The sequence below is a fragment of the Evansella sp. AB-rgal1 genome, from assembly GCF_041820985.1.
Lineage (GTDB): Bacteria > Bacillota > Bacilli > Bacillales > Salisediminibacteriaceae > Evansella.
In genome coordinates this window covers 1-25,204 of sequence record NZ_JBGUAU010000019.1, presented here as the reverse complement: position 1 = coordinate 25,204, position 25,204 = coordinate 1, and the positions used below count along the sequence as shown (strand labels likewise).

General features: G+C 36.6%; 14 protein-coding genes. 3 read left to right on the top strand and 11 right to left on the bottom strand.

Going from position 1 to position 25,204, the window contains the following annotated elements; all coding sequences use genetic code 11:
* The first annotated feature begins 293 nt into the window (after positions 1-293).
* Positions 294-878 carry a hypothetical protein gene (locus ACERII_RS16345; RefSeq protein WP_373643787.1) on the top strand — a complete coding sequence of 195 codons (585 nt, stop codon included), beginning with the start codon at positions 294-296 and terminating at the stop codon, positions 876-878.
* Positions 879-1,078: 200 nt separating this feature from the next.
* Here ACERII_RS16345 and ACERII_RS16340 read toward each other — a convergent pair whose 3' ends face one another.
* The 9 genes from ACERII_RS16340 to ACERII_RS16300 all read right to left on the bottom strand — a co-directional run bounded on the left by ACERII_RS16340 (position 1,079) and on the right by ACERII_RS16300 (position 12,079).
* Complete coding sequence (locus ACERII_RS16340; protein WP_373643786.1) at positions 1,079-1,420, bottom strand: DUF5658 family protein; 342 nt, start codon at positions 1,418-1,420, stop codon at positions 1,079-1,081.
* 245 nt (positions 1,421-1,665) lie between these two features.
* Positions 1,666-2,706, bottom strand: a complete 1,041-nt coding sequence (gene rhaS, locus ACERII_RS16335; RefSeq protein WP_373643785.1) for a rhamnose ABC transporter substrate-binding protein — start codon at positions 2,704-2,706, stop codon at positions 1,666-1,668.
* Positions 2,707-2,815: 109 nt separating this feature from the next.
* Positions 2,816-3,844 carry an ABC transporter permease gene (locus tag ACERII_RS16330; RefSeq protein WP_373643784.1) on the bottom strand — a complete coding sequence of 343 codons (1,029 nt, stop codon included), beginning with the start codon at positions 3,842-3,844 and terminating at the stop codon, positions 2,816-2,818.
* Positions 3,845-3,848: 4 nt separating this feature from the next.
* On the bottom strand, positions 3,849-4,883 hold the full coding sequence (locus ACERII_RS16325) for an ABC transporter permease (RefSeq protein WP_373643783.1): 1,035 nt from the start codon (positions 4,881-4,883) through the stop codon (positions 3,849-3,851).
* 25 nt (positions 4,884-4,908) lie between these two features.
* Entirely contained in the window at positions 4,909-6,420 is a 1,512-nt protein-coding gene (locus tag ACERII_RS16320) for a sugar ABC transporter ATP-binding protein (RefSeq protein WP_373643782.1), read from the bottom strand.
* A 305-nt stretch (positions 6,421-6,725) separates the two neighbouring features.
* Positions 6,726-7,166, bottom strand: coding sequence for an NUDIX domain-containing protein (locus ACERII_RS16315; protein WP_373643781.1), 441 nt, complete (start codon positions 7,164-7,166; stop codon positions 6,726-6,728).
* A gap of 432 nt (positions 7,167-7,598) precedes the next feature.
* Complete coding sequence (locus tag ACERII_RS16310; protein ID WP_373643780.1) at positions 7,599-9,242, bottom strand: response regulator transcription factor; 1,644 nt, start codon at positions 9,240-9,242, stop codon at positions 7,599-7,601.
* Positions 9,229-11,049, bottom strand: coding sequence for a sensor histidine kinase (locus ACERII_RS16305; protein WP_373643779.1), 1,821 nt, complete (start codon positions 11,047-11,049; stop codon positions 9,229-9,231). Before ACERII_RS16305 ends, ACERII_RS16310 begins: the two co-directional genes overlap by 14 nt.
* A complete protein-coding gene (locus ACERII_RS16300) occupies positions 11,039-12,079 on the bottom strand; it encodes an autoinducer 2 ABC transporter substrate-binding protein (protein ID WP_373643778.1) in 1,041 nt (346 codons plus the stop codon). Before ACERII_RS16300 ends, ACERII_RS16305 begins: the two co-directional genes overlap by 11 nt.
* A gap of 212 nt (positions 12,080-12,291) precedes the next feature.
* Between ACERII_RS16300 and ACERII_RS16295 the strand changes: the two genes are divergently transcribed.
* Entirely contained in the window at positions 12,292-13,818 is a 1,527-nt protein-coding gene (locus ACERII_RS16295; protein ID WP_373643777.1) for a methyl-accepting chemotaxis protein, read from the top strand.
* A gap of 487 nt (positions 13,819-14,305) precedes the next feature.
* Here the strand turns inward: ACERII_RS16295 and ppc are convergent, their stop codons facing one another.
* Together ppc and ACERII_RS16285 are read right to left on the bottom strand one after the other, a co-directional pair.
* Entirely contained in the window at positions 14,306-17,059 is a 2,754-nt protein-coding gene (gene ppc / locus ACERII_RS16290) for a phosphoenolpyruvate carboxylase (protein WP_373643776.1), read from the bottom strand.
* 199 nt (positions 17,060-17,258) lie between these two features.
* Complete coding sequence (locus tag ACERII_RS16285; protein WP_373643775.1) at positions 17,259-18,530, bottom strand: MFS transporter; 1,272 nt, start codon at positions 18,528-18,530, stop codon at positions 17,259-17,261.
* 1,305 nt (positions 18,531-19,835) lie between these two features.
* Here ACERII_RS16285 and ACERII_RS16280 point away from each other — a divergent pair.
* Positions 19,836-25,166: a S8 family serine peptidase gene (locus ACERII_RS16280; RefSeq protein ID WP_373643774.1), complete on the top strand. Its 5,331-nt coding sequence runs from the start codon at positions 19,836-19,838 to the stop codon at positions 25,164-25,166.
* Positions 25,167-25,204 lie beyond the last annotated feature (38 nt).

The following is a 25,204-nucleotide window of genomic DNA, read 5'->3' as shown; positions in this document are numbered from 1 at the left end:
GAGGATATTTACATTATGTAGTGACAGAAACAGGACTGCTCCATGCTCAGTCCTGTTTCTAATGAAGTAGTTACCAATTTATTATATACATGCCTCTTTTTTACTTTACCCTATTATAGCCTTGTTAATGTTATTAGATACGAAAAAGCTAATCTGTGAATCTGATACAGTAGCCTTCTATCTATGTATTATATATTGTTATTTAAGTTAGTTACCATTAAAATTGAATAAAGAATATTCTGACTTAAACACACTTCGAAGAGGCTACTACTTCCCAAAAGGAGAAACTGACTATGAGTAAATACATCTTTGCGGTAGGAATCATTGTTAGCTTAGCATATTTTTTATCTTCTATATATTTAGCCGAAAATATATACTTGATTACTGAAAGAGAGGAAGTCTATGCACTATATGAAGAGGATTTAATCACTACATTCGAAGAACAAAGGGTGGACTTTACTATCTTTAACAATCAAATGACACAACTAATTCAGTACTATGAGTCTATGTTAGATGCTTTATCATTATACAATGAGTACGCTTCTAAAAAAGAATTATCCACCTTTTTAGCCGATTCAATTGGAAAAATGGAGAAAATACCCTCACTTATACAAGGTATTCCTTCTCCTCAAGGCTTTCGAAAAGAGGAAGAAGAAGATTTTGCAGATATGAAAACAAATCTTACAGTTGCATTTCAGTATCTAAATCAAGGTTTTGAGGAGTACATTTTTTATAAGAATGAAGGTAGATTGGAAGATGAGAGTAACTTCCAATTCTTATGGTACGAATCGAAAATACATTTTTCCAAGGTAAAGCTTAAATTAGAAAAGTATCAAAAGTTTTTCCACCATGATAAAGATGTATCAGTAGATTCATAGTGCCAATACAACGCAAGAGAGTAATAGAACATTGGTGATATTAATATCGTTTTGAAGGCGCGATTTCCTAATATGTTCTGTAGGGAGACACTCGAGCCTCACTATCAATCGGTAGGGCTCCATGGAGTTGAAATAGAAACATAAACACTGCTCTATTAATGTAAGAACAGTGCACTTAAAATACATATAGCAAAATGGAGTCAAGTTAGTAATACAATACTAATCCATACGAAGTGGTAAGCAACAACCAATGTATAGATAAAGAAACTTATGTAAATTCCTCGATCAATCCATTTTTTATTTGTAGTAAATGGGTATAAAAGAAGTAATAATAGTGGAAAAACAAATTTATATGCATAAAATGCAATGATGTTCCATTCGTAGATGATTCTTATGAGCGGGTTAGCTTCTTCAATGAATGATAGGCGTAGCCCTACATCTGTAAATAAAGCGTCCAACAAGCTTAATAACCAAATCCACTTGATAATAGATAATTTATTGATAGTTACTACATGTTGAGATGCTTGGTATGTATTTCCCATTCCCTTACCTCCTTAAAACCACTTTACACACGTTCGTTATAAAGAACCGTTTATATTATATAACGAATTACCATAAAGATAAAGTATGAATTTAGGGAGATTATTGTACTTATATTACTATATTAGAAACATAAACATAAAAAACCACACCTCTGGTAGGTGTGGCTTTTTATAAGAATAGAAACAGTTTCTTCTAACAAACATGGCTTCAAATTTCCACTTTGTTCTATAACATAGCCTAAAAATTAATACACTTCTTTCCACTCATCGATATTGTCAGCATCAAATCGGAATGGATCGCCAAGCATAACCTGTGTACCTTCCCCGTCTTCTACTACTTCTTTTTCACCGAGTCTTCCGGCATTATACGTGTCTCCAAGAGCCCCTGTAATTTCTCCTTCCACTAGTACATGCGCCGTCATACCAGCTGCATAACCAACATCAATCGGATTCCATAAGAACATTGCAGGAGAAACTCCATTTGTAAGGTAAGTTGCCATTTCACTTGGCAATCCAAGACCTGTTAAAGCTATTTCACCTGCTAAACCTTTATCAGTAAGAACCTTTCCTGCTGCTGCGATCCCTACTGTAGTAGGTGCAATAATTGCCTTTAAGTCTGGGAATTGAAGAAGTAAAGCTTCTGCTTCAGAAGTACTCTTATCTCGTAAATCATCACCATATGCAACTTTCACTAGTTCTATATTTTCATAACCTGGCTCTTCAAGTTCTTTTTTCATCCATTCAATCCATATATTTTGGTTCGTAGCTTGAGAGGTAGCACTTAATACTGCAATCTGGCCTTCTCCACCAATCATTTCAGATACGGCTTGGATTTGTGAACGTCCTATTCTCTCTGGGTCAGCCTGATTAACGTGTAGAATCCTGCTTTCACTGTTTACAGCAGAGTCAACGGAAATAACTTTGATCCCTGCATCCATTGCTTTCTTTAAAACCGGTTGTAGAGCATCTTCATCATTACCTGCAATAGCAATTGCATCTACTTGTTGCGTAATCAACTGTTCAATAATTTGAATCTGTCCTTCGGCTGTTGGTTGATCTGGAGAACGAAGAATGACTTCTCCACCAATTTCTTTTATGGCTTCCTCAAAACCTTCCATCATCTTTTCACCATAAGGATTTCCAGTATTCTTAAACACCATCGCATATTTCTTTCCACCATCACTACCTTTACCATCAGCAGCCTGATCTGTCTCTTGATCACCACATGCAGCAAGCATTGTTAAAGCCAGACCAACAGTTATACACATCGCTAAAAACTTTTTCATCTTATTCGCCCCTTTACTATTTTAAATACTATACATAATCAGTAGATTATTAGATTGATAGCTGACCAATACGGCATCTAATAATCTAGCCTGTTAGTACTAAAGTCGTTTACTTCTTTTTAGATGATGCAAATTTATTGCCAAGATTCACCTTTGGTATGGAAACAGAGATTAATAATAGTAAACCGACGATAACAAGCATCATTTGTGATGGGATGTTAATTAATCCTAAGCCATATTGAAGATAACCAATAATGAACACTGCAATAATCGCACCAATCATTTTTCCTTTTCCACCAGCTGTACTTATTCCACCTAATGCCACCATGGCAATAACATCTAGCTCATACATAGTTGCTACGTTGGGTCTTGTACTCCCCATCCGTGATGCAAGAAAAATAGCAGTAACTGCCGCCATTAAACCTGCTAATGTAAAAACAAGAACTTTTATTTTATTCACTTGGACACCAGAGAAACGGCTAGCCGTAGTATTATTTCCCATTGCATACACTTGTCTTCCAAACGTTGTTTTGTGAAGTAGAAGAGTAAACACTAAAGCTAGAACAAGAAAAGCTACTAAGATAAATGGTACTCCTGCAACCTTTCCCCATCCAAAAAAGCTAAACCAATCAGGAAAATTGCCAGATGCCTGATTTTCTAAGATTACATAAGCAATCCCACGATACAAAATCATTGTTCCTAACGTTACGATAACAGCTGATAATTCTTTAAACTTTACAATAAGAATCCCATTAACAAATCCACATAACGCTCCCACAAGTAAACAAATAACGATTGCTGCTTCCATAGGAATTCCTAAACTGTTATAAAGCGTTGCCATGATAACAGATGATAATGCTACTGTGGATCCTACAGATATGTCGATATCTCTAAGAATCATAATCATAACCATGGGAAAAACAATAAAGGCTTTATCTAAAAACACCATTGTTGCGTCTCGTAAACCCGCAGCATTTAAAAAGTAAGGTGATAGATTTGTATTAATAATCATGACTAGTAAAAAAACGAGGACTAACATCCATTCCCATTGGAAGAAAAACCTCTTCAGAGAGAAAGCTTGTTTATTCTCAAGAACTCTTGGCACATAATTATTTTGATTGACAGCTCTCTGTTCCATAGTCTTATATTTTCCTCCTCAGTAGATTATTTCGTTCAACGCCCCGTTTAACCAATGCGTTGAGAATAACTGCAAATAATATAATGGATCCTTGTATTGCCATTTGCCAGAACGGGGATACATTCATGAGTGGTAGAGAATTATTAAGAATCCCTAATAGAATAGCCCCTAAAATGACACCTGAGATTTTACCTGATCCACCAGCGATACTTACCCCACCAAGAATACAAGCGGCGATAACCGTTAATTCATAGCCAGCAGCAGTATCTCCCTGAGCTGATGCAAATTTAGCCACCCATAGAACTCCTGATAATCCAGCTAATCCTCCCATGATGGAATAAACCATTAGTAAAATTTTTGTTTGATTAATTCCACTTACTTTCGCCGATTCAGGGTTGCTCCCAACTGCATAAATTTGTCTCCCTGTTCTTGTGTGATTTACGAAGTAGAAACCAATAATGTAAATTACTATGGCAATGAATACGAGAGTATTTATTCCAAGTATTTTACTTGTTGCAATTGAAACAAAACTATCTGGCATTTGATAAGAACTTACCCATTGACCATTACTTACAGTAAAAGTTAATCCTCGAAATATGTTCATCATCGCAAGGGTTGCAATAATAGGTAGTACTCCAATTTTTGATACGAAAAAACCAATAGTTACACCACATACAAGACCAATTCCAATTCCAATCAGTATCGCTACAATAGGATGCAACCCTTGGTATACGCTTACAGTTTGAGCAACAATCATTCCAGATAAAGCGAGAGTTGATCCTATCGATAAATCGATCCCCCTCGTAATGATTACTAGCATCATCCCTAAAGCAAGAATACTTAGAATTGCCGTGTTCGTAATCATATCTGTTAAGTTCCCAATAGTTAGAAAACTAGAGTTGCGAGTTTGTACGAATATACATAAAAGAATGATAAAGATTAATAATCCTAACTCACGGAACTTTGCAAAGGCTGCTAGCTTTGAGGCCTTTTTTTCTACATGGACCGTAGCTACATTGTCCAAAGCACTTTCTGCCATAATTGTCTCCCCACTTTCCTTTCCCTTATCCAGCATTAGACTTCGAGAGATCTGTCATTGCTGCTTCAAGTATCGCTTCTTGTGTAACATCCTCTTTATTTAAAAATCTAGCAATTCTACCTTCACGCATTACTGCAATCCGGTCACTAACTCCGATTACCTCTGGCATTTCTGATGAAATCATAATGACACCATATCCCTGAGCGGCCAAATCATGAATAATCTCATAAATTGCCGTTTTAGAGCCTACATCTACTCCTTTTGTTGGTTCATCTAAAATGATGATATCTAAATCAGCTGTTAATAATTTTGCAACCGCAACCTTCTGCTGATTACCACCGGATAAGGAACTTGCCAGATCATAGATACTATTTGCCTTCACATTTACTTTCTCCGCTAACTGTTTTGCAAGTTTCGCTTCTTTTTTTTCATTTAACCAGCCTTTTTTTCCAAGTTTCTTCAATGCTGGTAACGTAATATTTTTTCCAATTCCCCATTGCAGAACCAGTCCTTGTAGTTGTCTATCTTCAGGTAAATATCCTATCCCTAACTGCATAGCCTCTTTAGGACTTTGTATTCTTACTTTCTTCCCATTCATTTGAATATCTCCCTTGTCATACGGCATAATACCGAATAATGATTGACACACCTCGGTTCTTCCTGCTCCTACTAATCCTGTAAGACCTAATATTTCTCCTCTATGAAGAGTAAAGGATATATCTGCAAAGTATCCTGTTTTACCTAGTCCATCCACATGCAGTAACTTCTCGCCAATTTGACCTTTCTTTTCCGGATAAATTTGTGTTATTTCCCGACCAACCATAGCCACAATCAGGTCTTCATTTGATATTTCATTTACTTTCCAAGATCCTATATATTTGGAGTCTCGTAGCACCGTTACTTGACTTGCCAACCGATACATATCTTCAAATCGATGAGAAATAAAAATGATAGAAGCTCCATTATCGCGAAGACTTTCTGTGATCTTATAAAGCTCTTCACTTTCTCTTGCTGTTAACGCAGCTGTTGGTTCATCCATAATAATAATTTTCGCATTTGTAGAGATTGCTTTTGCAATTTCTACAATTTGTTGTTGTGCAACACTTAATGATCCCATTAAAGCTTTTGGATCAATGTTAGAACTCAAAGATTGTAATAACCTTTTTGCTTCCGCATGCATTTCTTTCCAAAGGATACGCCCTGTAATCTTTTGTACTTTTTCATGCCCCATAAAAATATTTTCTGTAACAGTCAAGTCTGGATAGTTTGTTACATGTTGATAAATAGCTGCTATCCCCACTTCTTGAGCCTGTCTTGGATTCGTAAATTGAATCTTTTGTCCATGTAAGATCATTTCGCCTTCATTTGGGCCATGAACTCCTGTGATAACTTTGATAAAAGTAGATTTCCCTGCACCATTTTCTCCCATTAGCGCATGAATTTCACCAGACTTCAATTTAAAATGCACATTGTCTAGAGCTGTAACACCAGGAAATTTTTTTGTAATTCCCTTTAATTCAAGAACGTACTCTGACATAATCTCACTCCTAACTTGCTTAATACGAACCGGCCAGACCGTTTGATAACGCTTACATATAATGTAATACTTTTTTTACATCCTAAAAAGGAGAGAACTCTCGGTTATAGGTAGATAAGTTTCTGTTGTTTTATAATGACACTTCACAAGGGAAATCCTCCTTACATACAAAACCTCTCCCGCTAGCATAATTCCCATAAAAAAAAAGACACGAATGTTTCTCGTGTCTTTTTTCTCCTTCCTAATAAAGAAGAGATAAACTAACGGTTACTCCGTAATATCGGCCAATGCAATAAGCCGATTTCCTATCGTATGAATGCTGACTTTTTATGAGATAATGCATCCTTTAACCAACGTGGGTGCATCTTCAGTAAATCATATGGTAAGTTGTGTGGCTCAAAAAACTTTAATTCTAGTGATTCATTTGAATTACATGTAAGTTCTCCTCCTGTAATTTCAGCTAGGAAACAAGTTGTTATAAAATGTACTACTTTGCCATTGGGATATTCAAATACCTGTGAATTAGGGTCAGAGTATACACCAATTAACTTCTTAATACTTATATCTAAATTGGTTTCCTCTTTTATCTCTCTAATAGCAGCTTCAGAAACTGTTTCCCCAATTTCTATATGCCCTGAAGGAATTCCCCAAAGTCCTACATCAGACCTTTTTTGTAATAAGACATGGTTCTCCTTATTCAATATAATTACTGCAACACCAGCTTTTACATCATCAATTCTTTTCATAAAGATAAACCCTCCTTGAAATAATAGGCTCTGTTAAACGTTGATGTTGATTTTTACTCCAGGTTGCTCGCGTTCCTTGGGCGAACCTCAAGCCTACTCGGTCGTTACCTCCCTGTGGGGTCTCGCCTGGCCCGCCTATCCGCTAGGAGTATCGCACCTTCCGTAAAAATCAACAATGCAAAATATCAACAATTATCCTTTAACATAGCCAAATAATAAAAAAAGGCCCGAAGAGAAAGATTTTCAACGCATAACAAATACGTTGAACCTTTCCCCTCGGACCTTTTATGTCAATAGGTGCCTTTTACATTTGTAAAAGATGTAGCCCTCGGTCGCAGACCTACCTAAATAGCGGAACCCTAGCTACAATTTTCCAGTTCTCATTTATTTTACTATTTAATTCAGGGTAATAAAAGTGAATATTGAATAAACTTATTTATTCTTAATCATCTCTTTGTATTTAGACGGCTGTATCCCGTGATGTTTTTTAAATAGCTTACTAAAATACTTCGTATCCGCATAACCCACTTGCTTTGAAATCTCATACATCTTCATATTCGTTGACAACAATAGTTCCTTTGCTTTATTAATACGCACTCTTGTAACAAAATCTAATACTGTTTCACCTGTCTGACTTTTAAAGTACTCGCAGAAATAAGTAGGATTCATATAAACATGTTTCGATATTTTTTCAATTGTAATGTTTTCTTTTATGTTCTCCACAATCCATTCTTTTGCTATTTCAACTTGGTCAACTACTTTTTCTTCACTAAGAGATACAAGTTTATGGAGAACTTTTAGTAATAAATGTTCAATCCCTCTTTCTAATTTAGTAAAATCGCCTGTTTTTTGTAACAATGCAGCTGTATCTTGTATATTGATGAAATCATTATCTAATCTAGGGGTATACCTTATATAGTAATTTATTACTTGAATACATAATGACTGGATACAAAGTTGTATTTCAACTGGTTCATGTAAAGACTGGAGTTTTCTAACAAACAGTGCAATATATCGCTTTATTTCTACTTCGTTTAATTGGTCAAGACTTTGTAAGATTCTTCTTACTTCAATTTGTATTTCACCACTTGCATCCTTCATCTCTTTTTTTTCAACAAGTAGCTCACTATGAAAGTCCTGCTGAAGAACTTTATTCCCTGCAATGAGACGATATTTCACTAACGTTAATACATCCGTCATCAATGTTTGAAGCATTGTTAAATCCGTAAAAATTTGACTTACTGCAATGGCTGTTGTGATAGTAGAATTTTCATTCAATCTGTCTTGTATTGTATATGCAAGTTGGGTAACTTCATTTTGTAGAATCTCTTTTTTTCTATCCTCTATTTTACAAATAAGAATCCAAAAAGAGTTAGTCTCATCTCCGCTCCATTTCCAGTACTGTTTATCACATTTACTTAGTACATCTTTTAGGACATTCTCACTCATGGTGATCAGATTGCTCCATTCATTTTTCCCAACTGATTTTGAATATAGGAAATAGTTATCTATTTTAATATGAAGGAGAGCATAAAGTCCTTTAGGAAATGAACCTAATTCATCAATTGCAGATAAATCAATTTCATAACCTTTTGTTAGTTCATTTAATTTTTCCATTTGCTTCATGTACATTAGTTCTGTCTTTTGAGATTCAACTTTATCTAAATTCTTTGTTTCAAGTCGCTTATTAATTACTTTTTCTTTAAACGTTCGTAATTGTTTCTTAAACTCTTCTCGATCAATTGGTTTGATTAAATAATCCAAGGCCCCTTCCCGAATGGCTGTTTGTAAATACGTAAAATCGTCAAAACCACTGACTACAACGGGATGAAAAAAGGTTAATTTCTTCATTTCTTTAATTAACGTAAGCCCATCCATGATAGACATCCTTATATCTGTAAAAAGAATGTCAAACTCAAAAGGATCATGCTGATAGGTTTCTATCATTTCTTCCCCATCACTAAACGTTGCAACAATTTCCCAATCATCATCACTAGTAAGAATTAAATTTTCAATACCTCGACGGATACGACTTTCATCATCAACAATGACTGCTCTTATTTTAAGTGAATTCATAGGAACCTACCTCATTTCTAGCAGTAAGAGCTGGAATTCTTATCACTACTTCTGTTCCTTCTCCTACTTCGCTAAATAATTCAAGTCCGTATTGAGATCCGAATTTCATCTGGATTCTAGCATTTACATTTAATAAACCAAAGCCTGATTCACGTTTCGTCATAGGATTTGATTTAAGTAAACACTTGAGCTTATCGAGAGCTTCAGGGTTTATTCCAGGTCCACTATCTTTTACTCGAAATACCACTTCTTTTGAATCTGTATTCGTGTCATGTGACAATTCAACAGTAATATCAATGGTTGTGATTCGACCATAAACAAGCCCATATTTTACTGCATTTTCAACAATAGGCTGCAAAATAAACTTAGGAGTATAAAAAGACTTCGCATTTAGTTTTTCACAAAACGTAAAGGTTACTTTGTCTTCAAAACGTATCTTTTGTATCGTTAAGTAGTCCTTCATATGTAGAAGTTCTTCAGAAATTGGAATAACAGTTTCTTTAGTACTTATGGAGAATCTCAACATCCTTCCTAACAAAGTTACCATTTTAACAACGGTATCCTTATCATCATCTTCTACCGACATAGCTACAGTTTCAAGTGTATTGTACATAAAATGAGGATTAATTTGAGATTGAAGTGCATACAATTCAGCCTCTTTTTGCTTTAACTCAATTTGATATTTTTCACGAATCAAATTCTTTATTTCTAGTACCATGGAGTTAAAGCTATTGGCCAACGCTCCTACTTCATCTTTCGAATTAATAGACAAGTTGATATCAAAATCACCTTTCTCTACACTTTTCATTAAGCTAGTTAAATGATTTAGTGGTTTGGTAACATTCCAAGCTAATAAAATGGAGATAACTGTACTAAATAGAATAATAGCAATAAATAGAATAATAGTTACATTTCTAACTAAGTCCGTTCGACTCGTTAGATTTTTCACAGAGATACTATGACCTAATGTCCATCCTGTTTCATCTAATCTATGTAAGCTTATTAAATTATTGTCATCCCCCATTGTTCTAAAGCTACCGTTAATAGAGGGATAAGAATGTATTTCATAGTCTATTGCTCCTATTAACTCTGCATCTGTATGATATATTATTCTTCCATTCTCATCATTCAACCATACAGCAGCCTTGCCATCATCATTCAATTTTTTTACGATATCCCCCAAAAAGGAGACTTCTATAGCAATTAACATTGTTCCTAAGTTAGTTCTGTTTTCAAAATCAGTAAGCTGCCTCATTAAAAGAATGTATGGTGGGTTTCCTTCAAACTGTAGTGAAGTTTGATAAGGAAGAATAAATATGTCTTCCGTTCCCTGTAGCTTCATATTTTGCCCATACGGAAGTCCATTATAGGCCAAATCAAACCGGGCATGGGGAATCGTAACACTCTGAAAAACCCGGTTTTTCGAAAGAATAAAAACACCCAGAATATCTTTGTTTCCACCGTTAATATAGGTCCGAGTTAAATAACTATTTACTGTAAACTCATCTTGTAATAAAAAGGAGAGATTTTGATGGGCATCTTTTCGTAATACCTCAATCACATGACTTGAACTGTATAGTAAATTAGGAAGTCTTTTTATCTCTTTCACTTGATTCGCTATATTTTCGTTCGCTTGTGCTAATAGTTTCGGTATATATTCCCCTACTTGTTCCTCTATGGATCTTGTATATTGTTGATAAGAAATATAGCCTAACAATGATAATGGAATTACAGTCAGTAAAATATAAGTAACAATTAGCTTCGATCTTAATTTTAAATTACTGAATTTTCTCATTTTAAAAATCATATTGATCCACATTCGCTTCCGTAAAATCAATTGGCTCGCCCATAATCACCATATCTTCTATCATTCGAATTTGCCCAACCTGAGGTATCTGTTGCCGATCATATGGTGGAAACCCTTCGTATGCATTCTTTGCAAGAGCAACAGTTAAGTACCCTAATTTCTTCGGACTCCATAATGTCACTATTTGTGCAGAACCATCTTTTAAGTATTCATTCATTTCATTGGGAGAGGAAAGTCCAACTACAGCTATCTCTCCGTGCTTATTGAATTTTTTAACAGCACTTGCAGCAGCAGGGGGGCTCTCTGAAGAATTACCAATAATGCCCTTTAGATTTGGATATTTTTCTATTAACTCTACGGCTCTGGAGTATGCTTTTTGCGAGTCTTGGTCTGTTTCCATTATTTCAACCAAAGTCATGTTCGGATAATACTCTTCATGTTGAACTAAAATCCAATGTAACCATTCATTTAAATTAGCTGCCGACAATGAACCTGTCATAATTGCAAATTGACCTTCTTCATTCGTATTCCATGCTAAAATATCCATTAAGTGTCTCCCTAAAGTTTCAGGATCAACCATATTTACAAAAAACTCCCTTGAATCAGGGAGGGTGTCCGCATCCCAAGTAATAACTTTTATACCTTTTTCTTTAGCTTCCAATAAAACTGGAGATAATTTCTCAGGATTATTAGCGGAAACAGCAATTACATCAACTTTCTCTTCAATTAGTTCTTTTATTATTTTTATTTGTTGATCTGCATCAGCTAGAGAAGGCCCTGTATAAATAACTCGAACACCTAGATCATTTCCTGCTTCCATTGCTCCTTTTTGAACTGCATTAAAATAAGGAATATTAATTAGTTTAGGAACGATTGCTATCGTAATTTCTTTCTTTATGTTAGTATTTGTTTCTTCGACTACCCCTTCTTCTAACGAATACACTACTTTATATTGTTCGCCACTATCTTCTCCCCAAGCACAACCACTAAATAGTATCAGTAGACTAAACACGACAATGTTATTTTTCATATACTTCCACTCTACCTTTCTACTTAAATTAGAATAAAGAGTGCTAGAAGGATCTCTACAGGTAAGCGCTACCATTTTATTTTTATCATAGCATATTATCATTTTTTATCTAGATTAATATAAAGTAAATTTGTCAAATGGATTCATTTCTCTCCATTACTAACCGATAATAACTATATGTGCATAATAATATATTTGGGGGAGAAACAATAATGACACAGGTTATAGAAACAGTAGATAAGAAAACAAGTTTTATCAAACTACAACAGGAAGAACTAATTAAGAAGAATAACTTACTTTATCTTATGGTGCTAATATCATATTCTTTAGGAAGTTTGGCAAATTTGCTTCAAAAGGCACCTATGATTTTGACTTTATCCCTTTTTTCAGGGTTTATCTTAAGTATCGTTGTATATGTACTCGATAAAGCCCTTAAAAAGGAAAGCTATAGAAAGGTAATTCCTTATGTTCTCGTAACGACTGCGTTCTTAGTATTTTTAGTCATTGCCATAGCACGAGGCGGGTCGTTATCTGGTCTTTTAATTCCTTTGTTTATTTTGGCTCTTGCTTCGGTTCATGCATATAAGCCATTATTTATAAGTGGTGTCGCGATGTCTAGTATTTTAATAGCACTTAATGTTCATACCTTGCAAGAAGGTACAATTATCATTGAAAATCAAATCGGTAATGTAGTGTTAATCTTTTCTCTTGTTGTTGTTACGTATTTTGTTCAAGGAAAATTGAGTAGGAAGGTCTCAACACAGTTTAATGAACTAGTTGCTGAGCAAGAGCTGATTGCGTTTAAAGAAGAACAAGAAAAGCAGCTGTTTGAAGAAGATGTTCGCGTCATGGTGGAAAACATTGAGGCTGTTTTCAAGCAATCGGAAAGCAATCTTGATCTGCAACGTGAAATGCTACTATCCATCCAAAGCATCTCTAGCGGTAGTTCAAAACAAAGTGAGCAGATTAATGAAGTAACGGAAATGGCTAAAGACACAAAAGTGGCGATGGGTGACGTTGATCGTAATTCAAATCAGTTAAAGGTAGAAGCTGTTGAGGTTAAAGAAATTACAAAAACCGGAAAAGAAAAAATGAATCAACTTCGTGTAGGGATGGAAACCCTTAAGCAAGCAGTGGATGGTTTATTATCAGTATTTGGCCTTTTAACAGCGAAAAATAAAGATACAAATATCCTTGCAAATAATATCAAAGAAATTACAGAGCAAACGAATCTATTAGCCTTGAATGCCTCCATTGAAGCCGCTCGTGCAGGTGAGCACGGAAAAGGATTTGCGGTTGTTGCAGAAGAAATTAGAAAGTTAGCCGATAGTACTCAAAAAACCACGGTGCAAATCACTCAGAATTTACTTGAGGTTAATCAAGCAAATGAAGAGGCTGAAAAGCAATTGAATGAGAGTAACGAGGCGTTTTATGCGAATCTAGAAGTAACAAAAGTGGTAAATAACATTATTGAAAAAGTACACAGTACGTTAGATCACTTAGAACAAAACTTAGAATCATTTTCAAGTTTAGCGAAGACCGTTTCGGGTAAAACAGAACAAACGCAAGATCAAACAGTTGAATTTGCTGCCATTGTTGAAGAGTCAACAGCTGGTTTAGAACAATTAACTGCTACCGTTCAAAGTCTGAATCAAGATAATGAGAAGATTGTTGAATACTTGAGCGAAACGATGAGAAGCGTGGAAAACTTGAAACAACGTATGAGTGAGACAAAGTAATTTATAGGTAATTTTAGAACTGCAGCCTGCTAGTTAGAGAAAACTAACTAGTTATGGCTGCAGTTTTTTTATTTCTCGTAAATATATGTGCGGGTTGCGCGATTATATGTGCGAATTCCAACAATATATGTGCGGGTTGGGCGATTATATGTGCGAATCCCAGCAACATATGTGCGAATTCCAACAATATATGTGCGAATCCCAAAATATATGTGCGAATCCAGCATTATATGTGCGAATCCCAACAACATATGTGCGAATTCCAACAATATATGTGCGAATCCCAGCATTTTATGTGCACTTAAACATTGAGAAGGTAATCTGTCTACCTATAGAATTATCTCGATAAAATTAATAACTACTAGAAAATTCATTTTCATCACGCTAATCGTTTATCGAAGGAAAACTACCCCAAAAATAAAAAAAAGCGTACCAAAAGCCCTTGAGCTCTAGGTACACTTATAAAATTATAACAATCAATAAACAATCAACCTGTATTCATCAACCCTGCTGCAATTCCACTAATCGTCAATAACACTTCTGTCATCAACTCTTCCGACTCTTCGTCTGTCTCGCGCATCTTCTGAATCAAATCAACTTGTAAGAAGTTTAGTGGATCCACATAAGGATTCCGACGATGAACAGACTCTTTAATATTAGGTGTATGGTCAAGAAGTTCCTTACTTCCTGTAATTTTCAGCAATATTTCCTTCGTACGATTGTACTCATCCGAAATATCCGTAAAAATCCGCTGCCCCATTTCGCTATCTTCTACTAACGTGATATATTCTTTCGCAGTAGATAAATCAGCTTTCATTAGAGCCATTTTCAGATTATTAATAGTTACTTGGAAAAACGGCCATGTTTTGTACATTTCTTGAAGAAGCTTTACATTATCATCACTTGCTGAAGCAAAGGATTGTAATCCTGTTCCAGATGCATACCATGCAGGGATCATTTGACGAGATTGCGTCCAAGCAAATACCCAAGGGATTGCACGTAAATCTTCGAAACGTTCACTACCTTTACGTTTCATTGGACGAGATCCTATATTTAATGCACCGAGTTCACGTAACGGTGTCGCTTGGTTAAAATATCGTAAGAAATCTTTATCGCCAAAAACGAGTGATTGATATTTTGATAATGAATGCTTTGAAATCACTTCCATTGCATTTTCCCATTCTGGCGCAGTATTGCTTCCATGTTTCCCATGTTTCGAAGCTTTTGCAGATGCTTCTAATAAGGCAGATGCCGCCTGCTCTAAGTTACGATACGCAATATCCTCTAAAAGGTAACGAGAAGATAACACTTCACCTTGCTCTGTGATCTTAACCCCATCACCTAGAGTTTCAGGTGGTTGAGATAAAATACTTCTATTTAATGGACCGCCACCTCGACCTAACGAGCCTCCGCGACCATGGAAAAACTTCAAACGTATATCATATTCTTTTGCCATTTCATGTATTTCTTGTTGTGCTTTATAAAGCTTCCAGTTGGCAGTTAATGTTCCACCATCTTTACTTCCATCTGAATAACCTAACATGATTTCTTGGTGATCACCATGTTCACGAATATGATTGCGATATACATCCATTTCAAACAAAGTTTTCATGATGTTTGGCCCAGCTACTAAGTCGTCAATAGTCTCTAATAGTGGTGCAACATTTAAAGAACTCTCTACTGTACCATCTGCATGGAGACGATATATCCCTGCTTCTTTCGCTAGAACTAGCACTTCAAGCAAATCACTAGATGATTGTGTCATACTCACCAAGTAAACATCAATAGAACGTTTACCAAATTCTTCATGAGCTTCGTTTATCATTTTGAAAACTTTGAATATTTCTTGTGTTTCTGGAGAGTAATCTTCATTTAAAAGCATAATCGGTCTAGGATCACTAAGAACATCTTCTAGAACTTTTAGCTTCTCTTCCTCAGACAATTCACTATAGTTTTCAGTAATTCCTACAACTCTCAAAATTTCTGATATTGCAGTCTCATGCTCGCCACTATGGTTTCTGATATCCAGTGTTGCTAAGTGGAAACCGAATAACTGCACTTGACGTATTAGCTTTCGCAACGTCTTTAATTTCTGATTAGCAGGCTGGTGCTTCTCGGCACTTTCCTTAATGGACATTAAATCTTCCAAAAGCTCTTCCGATGCCTTATATCCGACCTCAGATTTACCGACAGTTCGAAGCCTTTTCAGCATAACTGCAAATTTACGACGGTATATTTCCGTCTCAACTGGCCAAGCTTCCCCTTTTTCTAAGTATAACGCTTCCTCATTTTCTACTGATTTGATCAATTCATCACTAATAGAAACACGTGAGGTAGATTGACTAAATCTTCTTGCAAGATCAATTAATGATGCGTCATATTTTTTAATTGCGAGCTTTCTTTGTCGCTTTAACGTTTCCCATGTCACTTCAGGTGTAACATTTGGATTTCCGTCTCGGTCTCCTCCGATCCAAGATCCGAAATGAAGGAAATTTGGTACACTCCATTCATTTTGTGGAAAATAACGGTCTAGCTGATCTTCCAATTCTTGATGAATTGTTGGAAGTGCTTCAAACAACGTTTGATCAAAAAAGTAAAGACCATTTTTCACTTCATCTAAGACAGTAGGTTTTCTATGTCGTAATTCATCTGTTTGCCATAAGGCAGTTACTTCATTAAATAAGCTATCATCTAACTTTCGTTTTTCCTTCTTCGTTAACATAGGGTTATCGAATTTTTGAAGGATTGTAGAAATACGTTTTTGAATTTCCAGTACCGTTCGCTTTGTAGCTTCCGTTGGATGTGCTGTAATGATTAATTCAATAGATAAATCGTTTAATACATTTTGAATTGTTTCATCGGAAAACTGTTGTTCTTTAATTGTTGAAACTGCACTTTCAATGGAAACAGGTTGTATTACTGAATCATCTTCAAGCAAATACTGCCGTCTACGGCGAATTCTGTGATTCTGTTCCGCAATATTAACAAGGTGAAAGTAAACAGAGAAAGCACGAATGACATGCTGACGAGTTGGAGATTCAAGACTACTAATCTCTTGTTTTAACTTTTTATATAAGCTTTCGTCATAATTTTTACGTAGATCCTTCGTCATTTCTCTTATTGATTCAACTTTGTTAAAAAGAGTAATTCCACCATGATGAACTAATATCTCACCAAGAATATTTCCTAATTTTTTTACATCATTTCTTAATAGAGAATTGTTGTCTGCTACATCAATCATGCTTATCATCCTCCTATAGTGATGGGGTCTGACCCCCAGTGCGTTAAAACGTTAGCGCACAGAGGTCAGGCACCATTGTTAATTATTCTAACAAAAAGTCACCCAAAAGACCAATATATAATTTCTGACTATTTTTTATTTACAGTCTCTTTACCTATTATCTGTAAAAAAACTGTGTTATTTTTCGTAATTGATAAAGTCAAGGCTGTCGGTTTAACCAAGCAACTATAGTAGCTAGTAGAAAAAATACTAGCACAACCATTAATATTTCTTTATATCCACCAAACCAGTCAAAAGCCACCCCAAAAGGTAGTGGTCCTAAGGACGATGCTATGACAGTAGACGTCATTCCCACCCCTTTTATACTACCAAGGTGCGTACGTCCAAAGTATTGTGGAATAATTAAAGCAATACATAACGTTCCTATTCCCCCTGCAAACCCTCTCAAAACACCAAATAGAAGTGCCATTGAGTATGATTCTGCCATAATTAAAACAAGAACTCCTATCCCTTCAAGAACAAACGTTAGCGCGAATAGTTTATACAACGGGATACGTTCGAGCAAAAAGCCTGCAAAAAAACTAATTGGGAAAGCAATTAATGCCATAAGACTTAGAACGAAAGCTGACTCTCCTCTCGTTAAGCCACTCTCCCCTAAAATGGATACAATATGAAAGGTCATCCCTGTATTTGCCATTGCAGGGACAGCAATACAAAATAACACCCCCCATAATACTTTACTTTGTAATGCTTCATGTAAAGTCCAACTACGCTCTGGTGTATCTATTATCTGTTGCTTTCTTGTTACATTTTCTCCTTTATTAGACAGTGCCTCCGCAATAACACCATCTGGAGTAAGACCGTATGTTTCAGGACGATTTCGGATAAAGAACCATGCTAGGGGAACAAAGCTAACAAGTAAAATAAATGCCCATATTTGCCATGCGCCACTCCAGCCAAAATAGTTAATTAACCATACGTTTATAAGTGGAAGCGCCGCTGAGCTTAAAAATCCTCCAACCTCCATAAATGCAAACGCCCGTCCTCTCTTTTTTACAAACCATTGTGGAATTAACGTATTAGGAATTAACTCCATAAGTCCTTGCCCAAATAATCGGATGAGAAAGAAGCCGAGTAGTAACATAAAAGGTCCTAAAACAAAACTATTAAACAAGCAAGCTACCGCTAGCATTGTTCCAGCAAAAACCGACATCCACCGCTGCCCAACGCGGTCAATGAGACGCCCCATAAAAATCATTAGCAGACCTGATGCTAATGTGGCGGATGAGTATAACGTGGAGATTAGAGAACGACTCCATCCAAACTCTTCAACATATACATCAATGAAAATAGATACAGAGTATGTCTGACCAGGACCTGACAGAAATACAGCCCATGCCCCTAATAAAACAATCACCCATCCATAAAAAAATGGAGGTTTATGTACAATTGATTTTACTTTTTGTTCCATTCTCGCCTCCGGATATTGGTGTATTCCACCTATATATTTAAAACCTCTTATATAACATTCTACTAATATAATAACTTTAAATATATATTTAGCTCAAGTCTTAGAATCTACTAACAAGCTAAACTCGAATTTTTCGATTTTCAGTATCTATTAATGATGATTTAACAGTTCCTCTCGTTACACATCTGCCACGTTCTCTTTCCATTATTTATTTTTTTCGTAGAAACATCTCCCCTGTAGTTTTTTTAGCAACAATTTTCTTCAATAGACAACATCCTTTTGGAAGACAGCCAAATTAATAAACGATTCCTAAATTATTTCCAAGGAAATATATATTATGACATTTTCTACAATAATATTGTCAGAAAAAAAGAGAATTATTCTAGGTACGTAATGCCTACTTTTACAAATGACATATTAAATCAATAGCAAAATAATAGGTTCAATAATAGAAATAAGAATAGTTGCCAATGCCATTGGAGTTCCTACAAACAGCACCCTTCAATTCTCCTTCTCTAGGGATTTCTGCTTTCCGATTACATGAGAATTAGCACCAATTGCCAATCCTCGTGAAAAAGGAAAAGTGAATTTTGTTTTAACTGAGGTTGGTATAAAGAAGAAACCTAAGTGTCTTACTAGTTACTAGCGCCTAATTTTATAAAGGATAAAGGTATTATTTTTGTAGCTATTAGAGTAAACAAGAAGATCATAGCAACTACATTTCCTAGTGCCAGTATGGTACACGTTCCCACAATAATAGCCAATTGACTCATAAGCCAAAACAATAATAATTGAAATTCAATTATGATAACCTTTCGAAACAGTAATTACACTCTCCCGCAACATCAACTGTTACTTCACTACTATATAACAGTTTCAATTGAACCATTGATTCTAACCATTAGACTATATATCTCTGAAAAAATCTATGTCATTTCTCCTTTGTATGTAAGGGTATTTAACAATCGGAAAAATACCAAAACCATTATATTCCAAATTACCCATATGGAAAGATATAAAATACTTTACTAGATTCGTATGGTGCAATCACCTTAAATAATCGAGTTATTTCGGTAGAGTTCAGAAAAAGATTAGCATGTCCGACAAAATAATGCGATTATAACACAAACTTTAGACAGAGTTTTACTTAAAACGTGAAAATCAACTCGATAATCTCACGTTGAATTTTCAGAAAAATTAAAATAGTGTTGTGGTGTAACATAACAGGCATTTCAAGCTCGAAAGGAGGATACATACTTATCACCTGCATTAACCTGTTAAATTATAGCTTTTAAGGAGGAATTTATGTTTATTAATCGCCGTTTTAGTAGAAGAACCGCTATTGTACTTGTGTTACTGCTACTCTTTACTCCGTTTAGCAGTGTGTTCGCTAACAGCAGTTCAGCTGGTAGCTCTCCTCTCGTATCTACAATGCAAGATGCTATGAAATTAACAGCAGCTGAGAAAATAGATTCAACCGTTACGAAAGCTTTCGAAGCGGACAAGTTCGTTAGTGTAATCGTTGAGCTAACAGATCAAGTCGATACAGAAAAAGTAGCTGCAGCTGCAAAACAATCATTAGGATCCAATAGTATTACCTATGATCAAAAAATGGCAGCTCGTTATGCTGTTGTTAATACGTTACGAGCTACGGCAGAAACCACTCAAGCTCCGCTCATTTCTATCTTAGAAGTTGCTCAAGCAGATGGTGAAGTAAAAAGCTTCGAATCATTTTATATCATGAATGTTCTTTCCGTAACAGCGACAAAGGACATTATAAACAAACTATCATACTTACCTGAAGTTGCTAGAATAACAGAGAATGAAACAATAGACTTAGTTTTTCCTGAAAAATCATCAGAGCCAATGACATATGTCACGGATGACGGTGTTGAATGGAATATCGATCGAGTACAAGCTCCAGATGTATGGAGTGAATTTGGAGTAACTGGAGAAGGAATAGTAGTCGGTGTCATTGATACAGGCGTACAGTGGGATCATCCTGCATTAATGGAAAACTTCCGTGGATTTGATCCAGCCAATCCAAATAATCCTGATCCAATAGGTAACTGGTTCGATGGAATTGGAAACAACTCACTTCCATTTGACAACCATGGACATGGTACGCACGTTACAGGAACAGTAATGGGTCAAGATTCTTCAGGGGATAACAAAATAGGGGTTGCACCCGGGGCCCAATGGATCGCTGCAGCAGGTTGTTCCACATCAGGATGTCCACAAGACGCCCTAATAGGTTCAGCAGAATATATGTTAGCACCTAATGGCGATCCAAGTCTTGCTCCAGATATTGTACAAAATTCTTGGGGTGGACAACCAGGTATTAATGAATGGTATCGTCCATTGGTACAAGCTTGGAGAAGTGCTGGAATGTTACCTGTTTTCTCTGCTGGAAACTCTGGTCCTGGTTCACAAACCGTAACGCCACCAGCAAACTATCCAGAAAGCTATGCAGTTGCAGCAACTGATAATAATAACGCTGTTGCTAGCTTCTCTAGTCGTGGCCCTGCTAACTATGATGGAGATCAAAAGCCAAACATTTCTGCACCTGGAGTGAACATCCGCTCCTCTGTTCCTGGTGGTGGATATGAAGGTGGTTGGAATGGAACATCAATGGCTTCACCTCATATCTCCGGGGTAGCAGCATTACTTTTATCTGTTAATGCAGCATTATCACCTGATGAGCTAGAGGAAATTATGAATGAAACAGCAATTCCATTAACAGATGGTCAATATACAGAGGTACCAAATGACGGCTACGGTATTGGATTAGTAAATGCGTTTGACGCTGTGGCAATGATTGCAGACGGCTTAGGATTTATTAGTGGACAAGTATTGAAAGAAGGAACGGACGATGAACCACCTTCCATTGAACATACACCGGTTGACTTTGGCTTCTCTGGCTTAGATATTGAAGTCTTTGCAACAGTTTCCGACAATGTTGCGGTTACAAGAACAGAAGTAATAGTAAGTCACGAAGATTTGGAAGATGATGTTATTATCTCTATGTCACGTATATCAGGAAATCACTTAGACGGTGATTACCGTGGCGTAATTCCTTATATGTTCGTGCAGGAGCCTGGATTTTCGTACCAAATTGTCGTAGAAGACTTTGGCGGCAACATAGTTACAACGGATGAATTCTTTGTTGAAATAGAATTTGGTGTTCTTCCTGGTGAATATAGTCAGGATTTCGAGAACTACCCAGTTGGTTGGATAACAGAGGGTTCTTGGCAATGGGGAGAGCCAACAGCAGGACCTTCACCTGTTGTTGGGTCAAAGGTAATTGCTACAAACTTAACTGGCAACTATCCAAACAATGCAGCAGATTTATTATTACTCCCTCCATTCGATTTACGTAATACAGACGAAGCATCTCTTCGAATGAACCATTGGTACGATATTGAAAATAACTGGGATAATGGGTATGTCGGAGTAACTGCTGATTTTGGTGAAACATGGGAGATAGTTGAACACTTCACTGGTAGAGATCAACAGTGGAGAAACTTATTCGTTGATCTAAATCCATATGCTGGTTCCGATACACCTGTTTTCGTCGCTTTTGAGTTTACATCAGACGGAAGTGTTGCTTATCCAGGATGGTACTTAGATAATATGGAGCTTGTTGGAGAAGATACAGAAGCACCGGATGTACCAGCTAACCTTACTGCTGAATCTAGTTCCGTTGGAATAAGCTTGGCATGGGAGGCTTCCATCGCTCCAGATGTGAATGGATATCGAGTTTACAAATCTACTACTTCTGGCTCTGATTACGAAGTATTAACAGAAACATCAGATACATTTTTCACTGATACAGATGTAGAAGTTGGTCTAGAATACTTCTACGTTGTTACTGCATTTGACTACTCTAATAACGAAAGTGACTACTCTAATGAGGCTTTTGCTGGTGCACCAAATATTGAAGTCATCTTCCACACTGATTTTGATGCGGATGATGGTGGATTTACTATAGGCGGTGAAAATAATTCTTGGGCATGGGGAACACCAACAAATGGCCCAGGAGCAGCTTATGCAGGAGAAAATCTATGGGCTACTAACTTAACTGGTAACTACAATAATAATGAAGATAGCTGGATTATGAGCCCTGAAATTGAATTAAGTGCTGACCTAGCTACAGCAGAATTAACATTTTCTTATTGGCAAAACATCGAAAATAACTGGGATAATGGTTATGTTGAGGTATCTACAGATGGTGGTGATACATGGGATACTCTTAGAGGATACACAAATATCCACCAATACTGGCAAACAGATTCTGTATCCTTAAACAATTATATCGGTGAAACAATTCAATTCCGTTTTGCATTGAATACAGATGGATCTGTTGTACGTGTTGGTTGGTATATTGATAATGTGTATGTATTAGGAGGATTCGATGATACTAACGTTTCTTCATCAGTAGAACCAATGAAAAGAGTATCTCTGGACACATCAAAAGAAAAAGTGGAAGCAAAAACAGCATTGGATCACAAAATCCAAAAGGATCCAACTTCTTACGATTTCGAACTTAGAAGTCCTGCAGCTAGCTTAACGTCAATTAATGGTTTGCCACTAGCAGCAACAGTTACAATCCTTGAAACAAACCGTACAACTCGTACGAACCCAATCGATGGTTCTTATACGTTAAGAGCGTCTGCTGGAGAAACAGTGACTCTTAGAGCTGAAGCTTATGGATTCTACCCTACTCAAGCTTCCGTTACAGTTGAGGAAGATACCACAGTAATTCAAAACTTCAAGTTAGAGCCGCTACCGAGTGGATCGATTGAAGGTTCAGTAACAAACTCTCGTACTGCAGATGGAATCTCAGGAGCTTCATTAAGGTTGCTAGAAGATTCTCGAATTCCTGGAGTTACCACTGACTCAGATGGAAACTTCACATTTGATGAGGTTCTTATCGGTGATTACACTGTACGCGTAACTGCTGATGGGTATAATCCAGCAGAGGTTGAAGTTACCGTTACAGATGGTGAAATTACTGCTCTAGATGTAGCTCTTACACCATTCATCGGTTACGAAGATGAAATCGCTTATGATAACGGTGTAGCAGATAATGCTGTTGTATTAAATTCTGCTGGAAACGGTTTGGGTGTTAAATTTACTCCAGACGATATGACGGAAGTCCGCGGTGTATCTCTATACATTTGGGATGATAGCTGGCCAGTACCAGGTGGAAATGAAATTAGTATTATTGTCTATGACACAGATACGAATGGTAATCCAACAAATATGGTAGGAAGCCCTGTATCTGCTGTAGTTGATCGTGGTGGCTGGAATTACATTGATTTAACAAGCCTTGGATTTACTACAGATCGTGATTTCTTCATCTCCACATTACAAGAACATATTGGAGACCTTTCTCCTGGTGTTGGTACAGATATGGATGGAACTGGGGTAGGACGCTCCTACTTATATGTAGGTGGAGCTTTCGAACAAAATACACAGTATGGAAACTTCATGATCCGTGCAAATGTTGCATACTCTTTAGATGCTCCTGTCATCTCAACACCATCAGACATGACATACACAAAGGAAGATATTGTGGAAGTATCTGGAACAACTAACGCAGACAGCACTGTAAACATTTATGTTGATGGTGAATTAGCAACTTCTGTAGAAACAGAGGGTAGAGAATTCACAGCAACAGTAGAACTTTCAGAAGGTGAAAATGTAATTACTGCTACTTCAGAAGTAGAACAAGGAGAAACAGATCCTTCCGCTCCAATAACTGTAGTGAAAGATTCAATAGCTCCAGAAGTAACGATTACTTCACCTGTAGATGGTGATGTAACGAATACACAAGTTGTAACTGTCATAGGAACTGCTGATGATGAGAACCTTTCAGCTATAACTGTTAACGGTTCGTCTGTTGATTTCGATGAAACTGGTGCATTTAGCAAACAACTAATTGTAGAAGAAGGGGAAAATACATTCGAAGTTGTTGCAACAGACCTCGCTGATAACAGTACAACGGAAACAGTATCAATTACTGTTGACTGGACTGCTCCAACAATCGAAAATGTTACACCATCCGAAAATGTAACAGTAGCACCAGGTGAGACAGTTACTGTTTCATTCGAGAGTGATTCAGAAGGTGGAGACGCTAGCTTTACTGTCAGCCTTCCAAGTGCAATATCTACAAACTCAGCAGGTGTACCGATGACAGAGGTATCTCCTGGAGTATACGAAGGCACATGGACTGCTCCTGAAGCTACCTTCGAAAATGCTGTCATTACTATTACAATGACAGATACAGCAGGTAATACTTCTACTGCAACTGCAGATGGAAAAATATCCGTAGTACCCGCGGAAGAAGAAGAGCCACCTGCACCTGAACCAGTGACAGCAGAGGAACTATACGATATGGTTAATGGCTACGAAGCTTCTGGAGAAATTTCTCGTCAAGCTGCAAACCAATTCCGTGTATCTCTGAATAATGCTGTTAGACACTATGAGAATGGTAGAACTCGCCAAGCCCTTCAAGCACTAAATCAATTCATTAGTAGAATTGATGGAAACCATATGAGAAACGCTTCACCTGAAGTGAAAGCTGCATTACATGAAGCAGCTGCATCCTTGTATGAAGCTTGGTCAAATTAATTGCTAACTAAATGAATGAAAAAAGGTGTGGCAAGTAC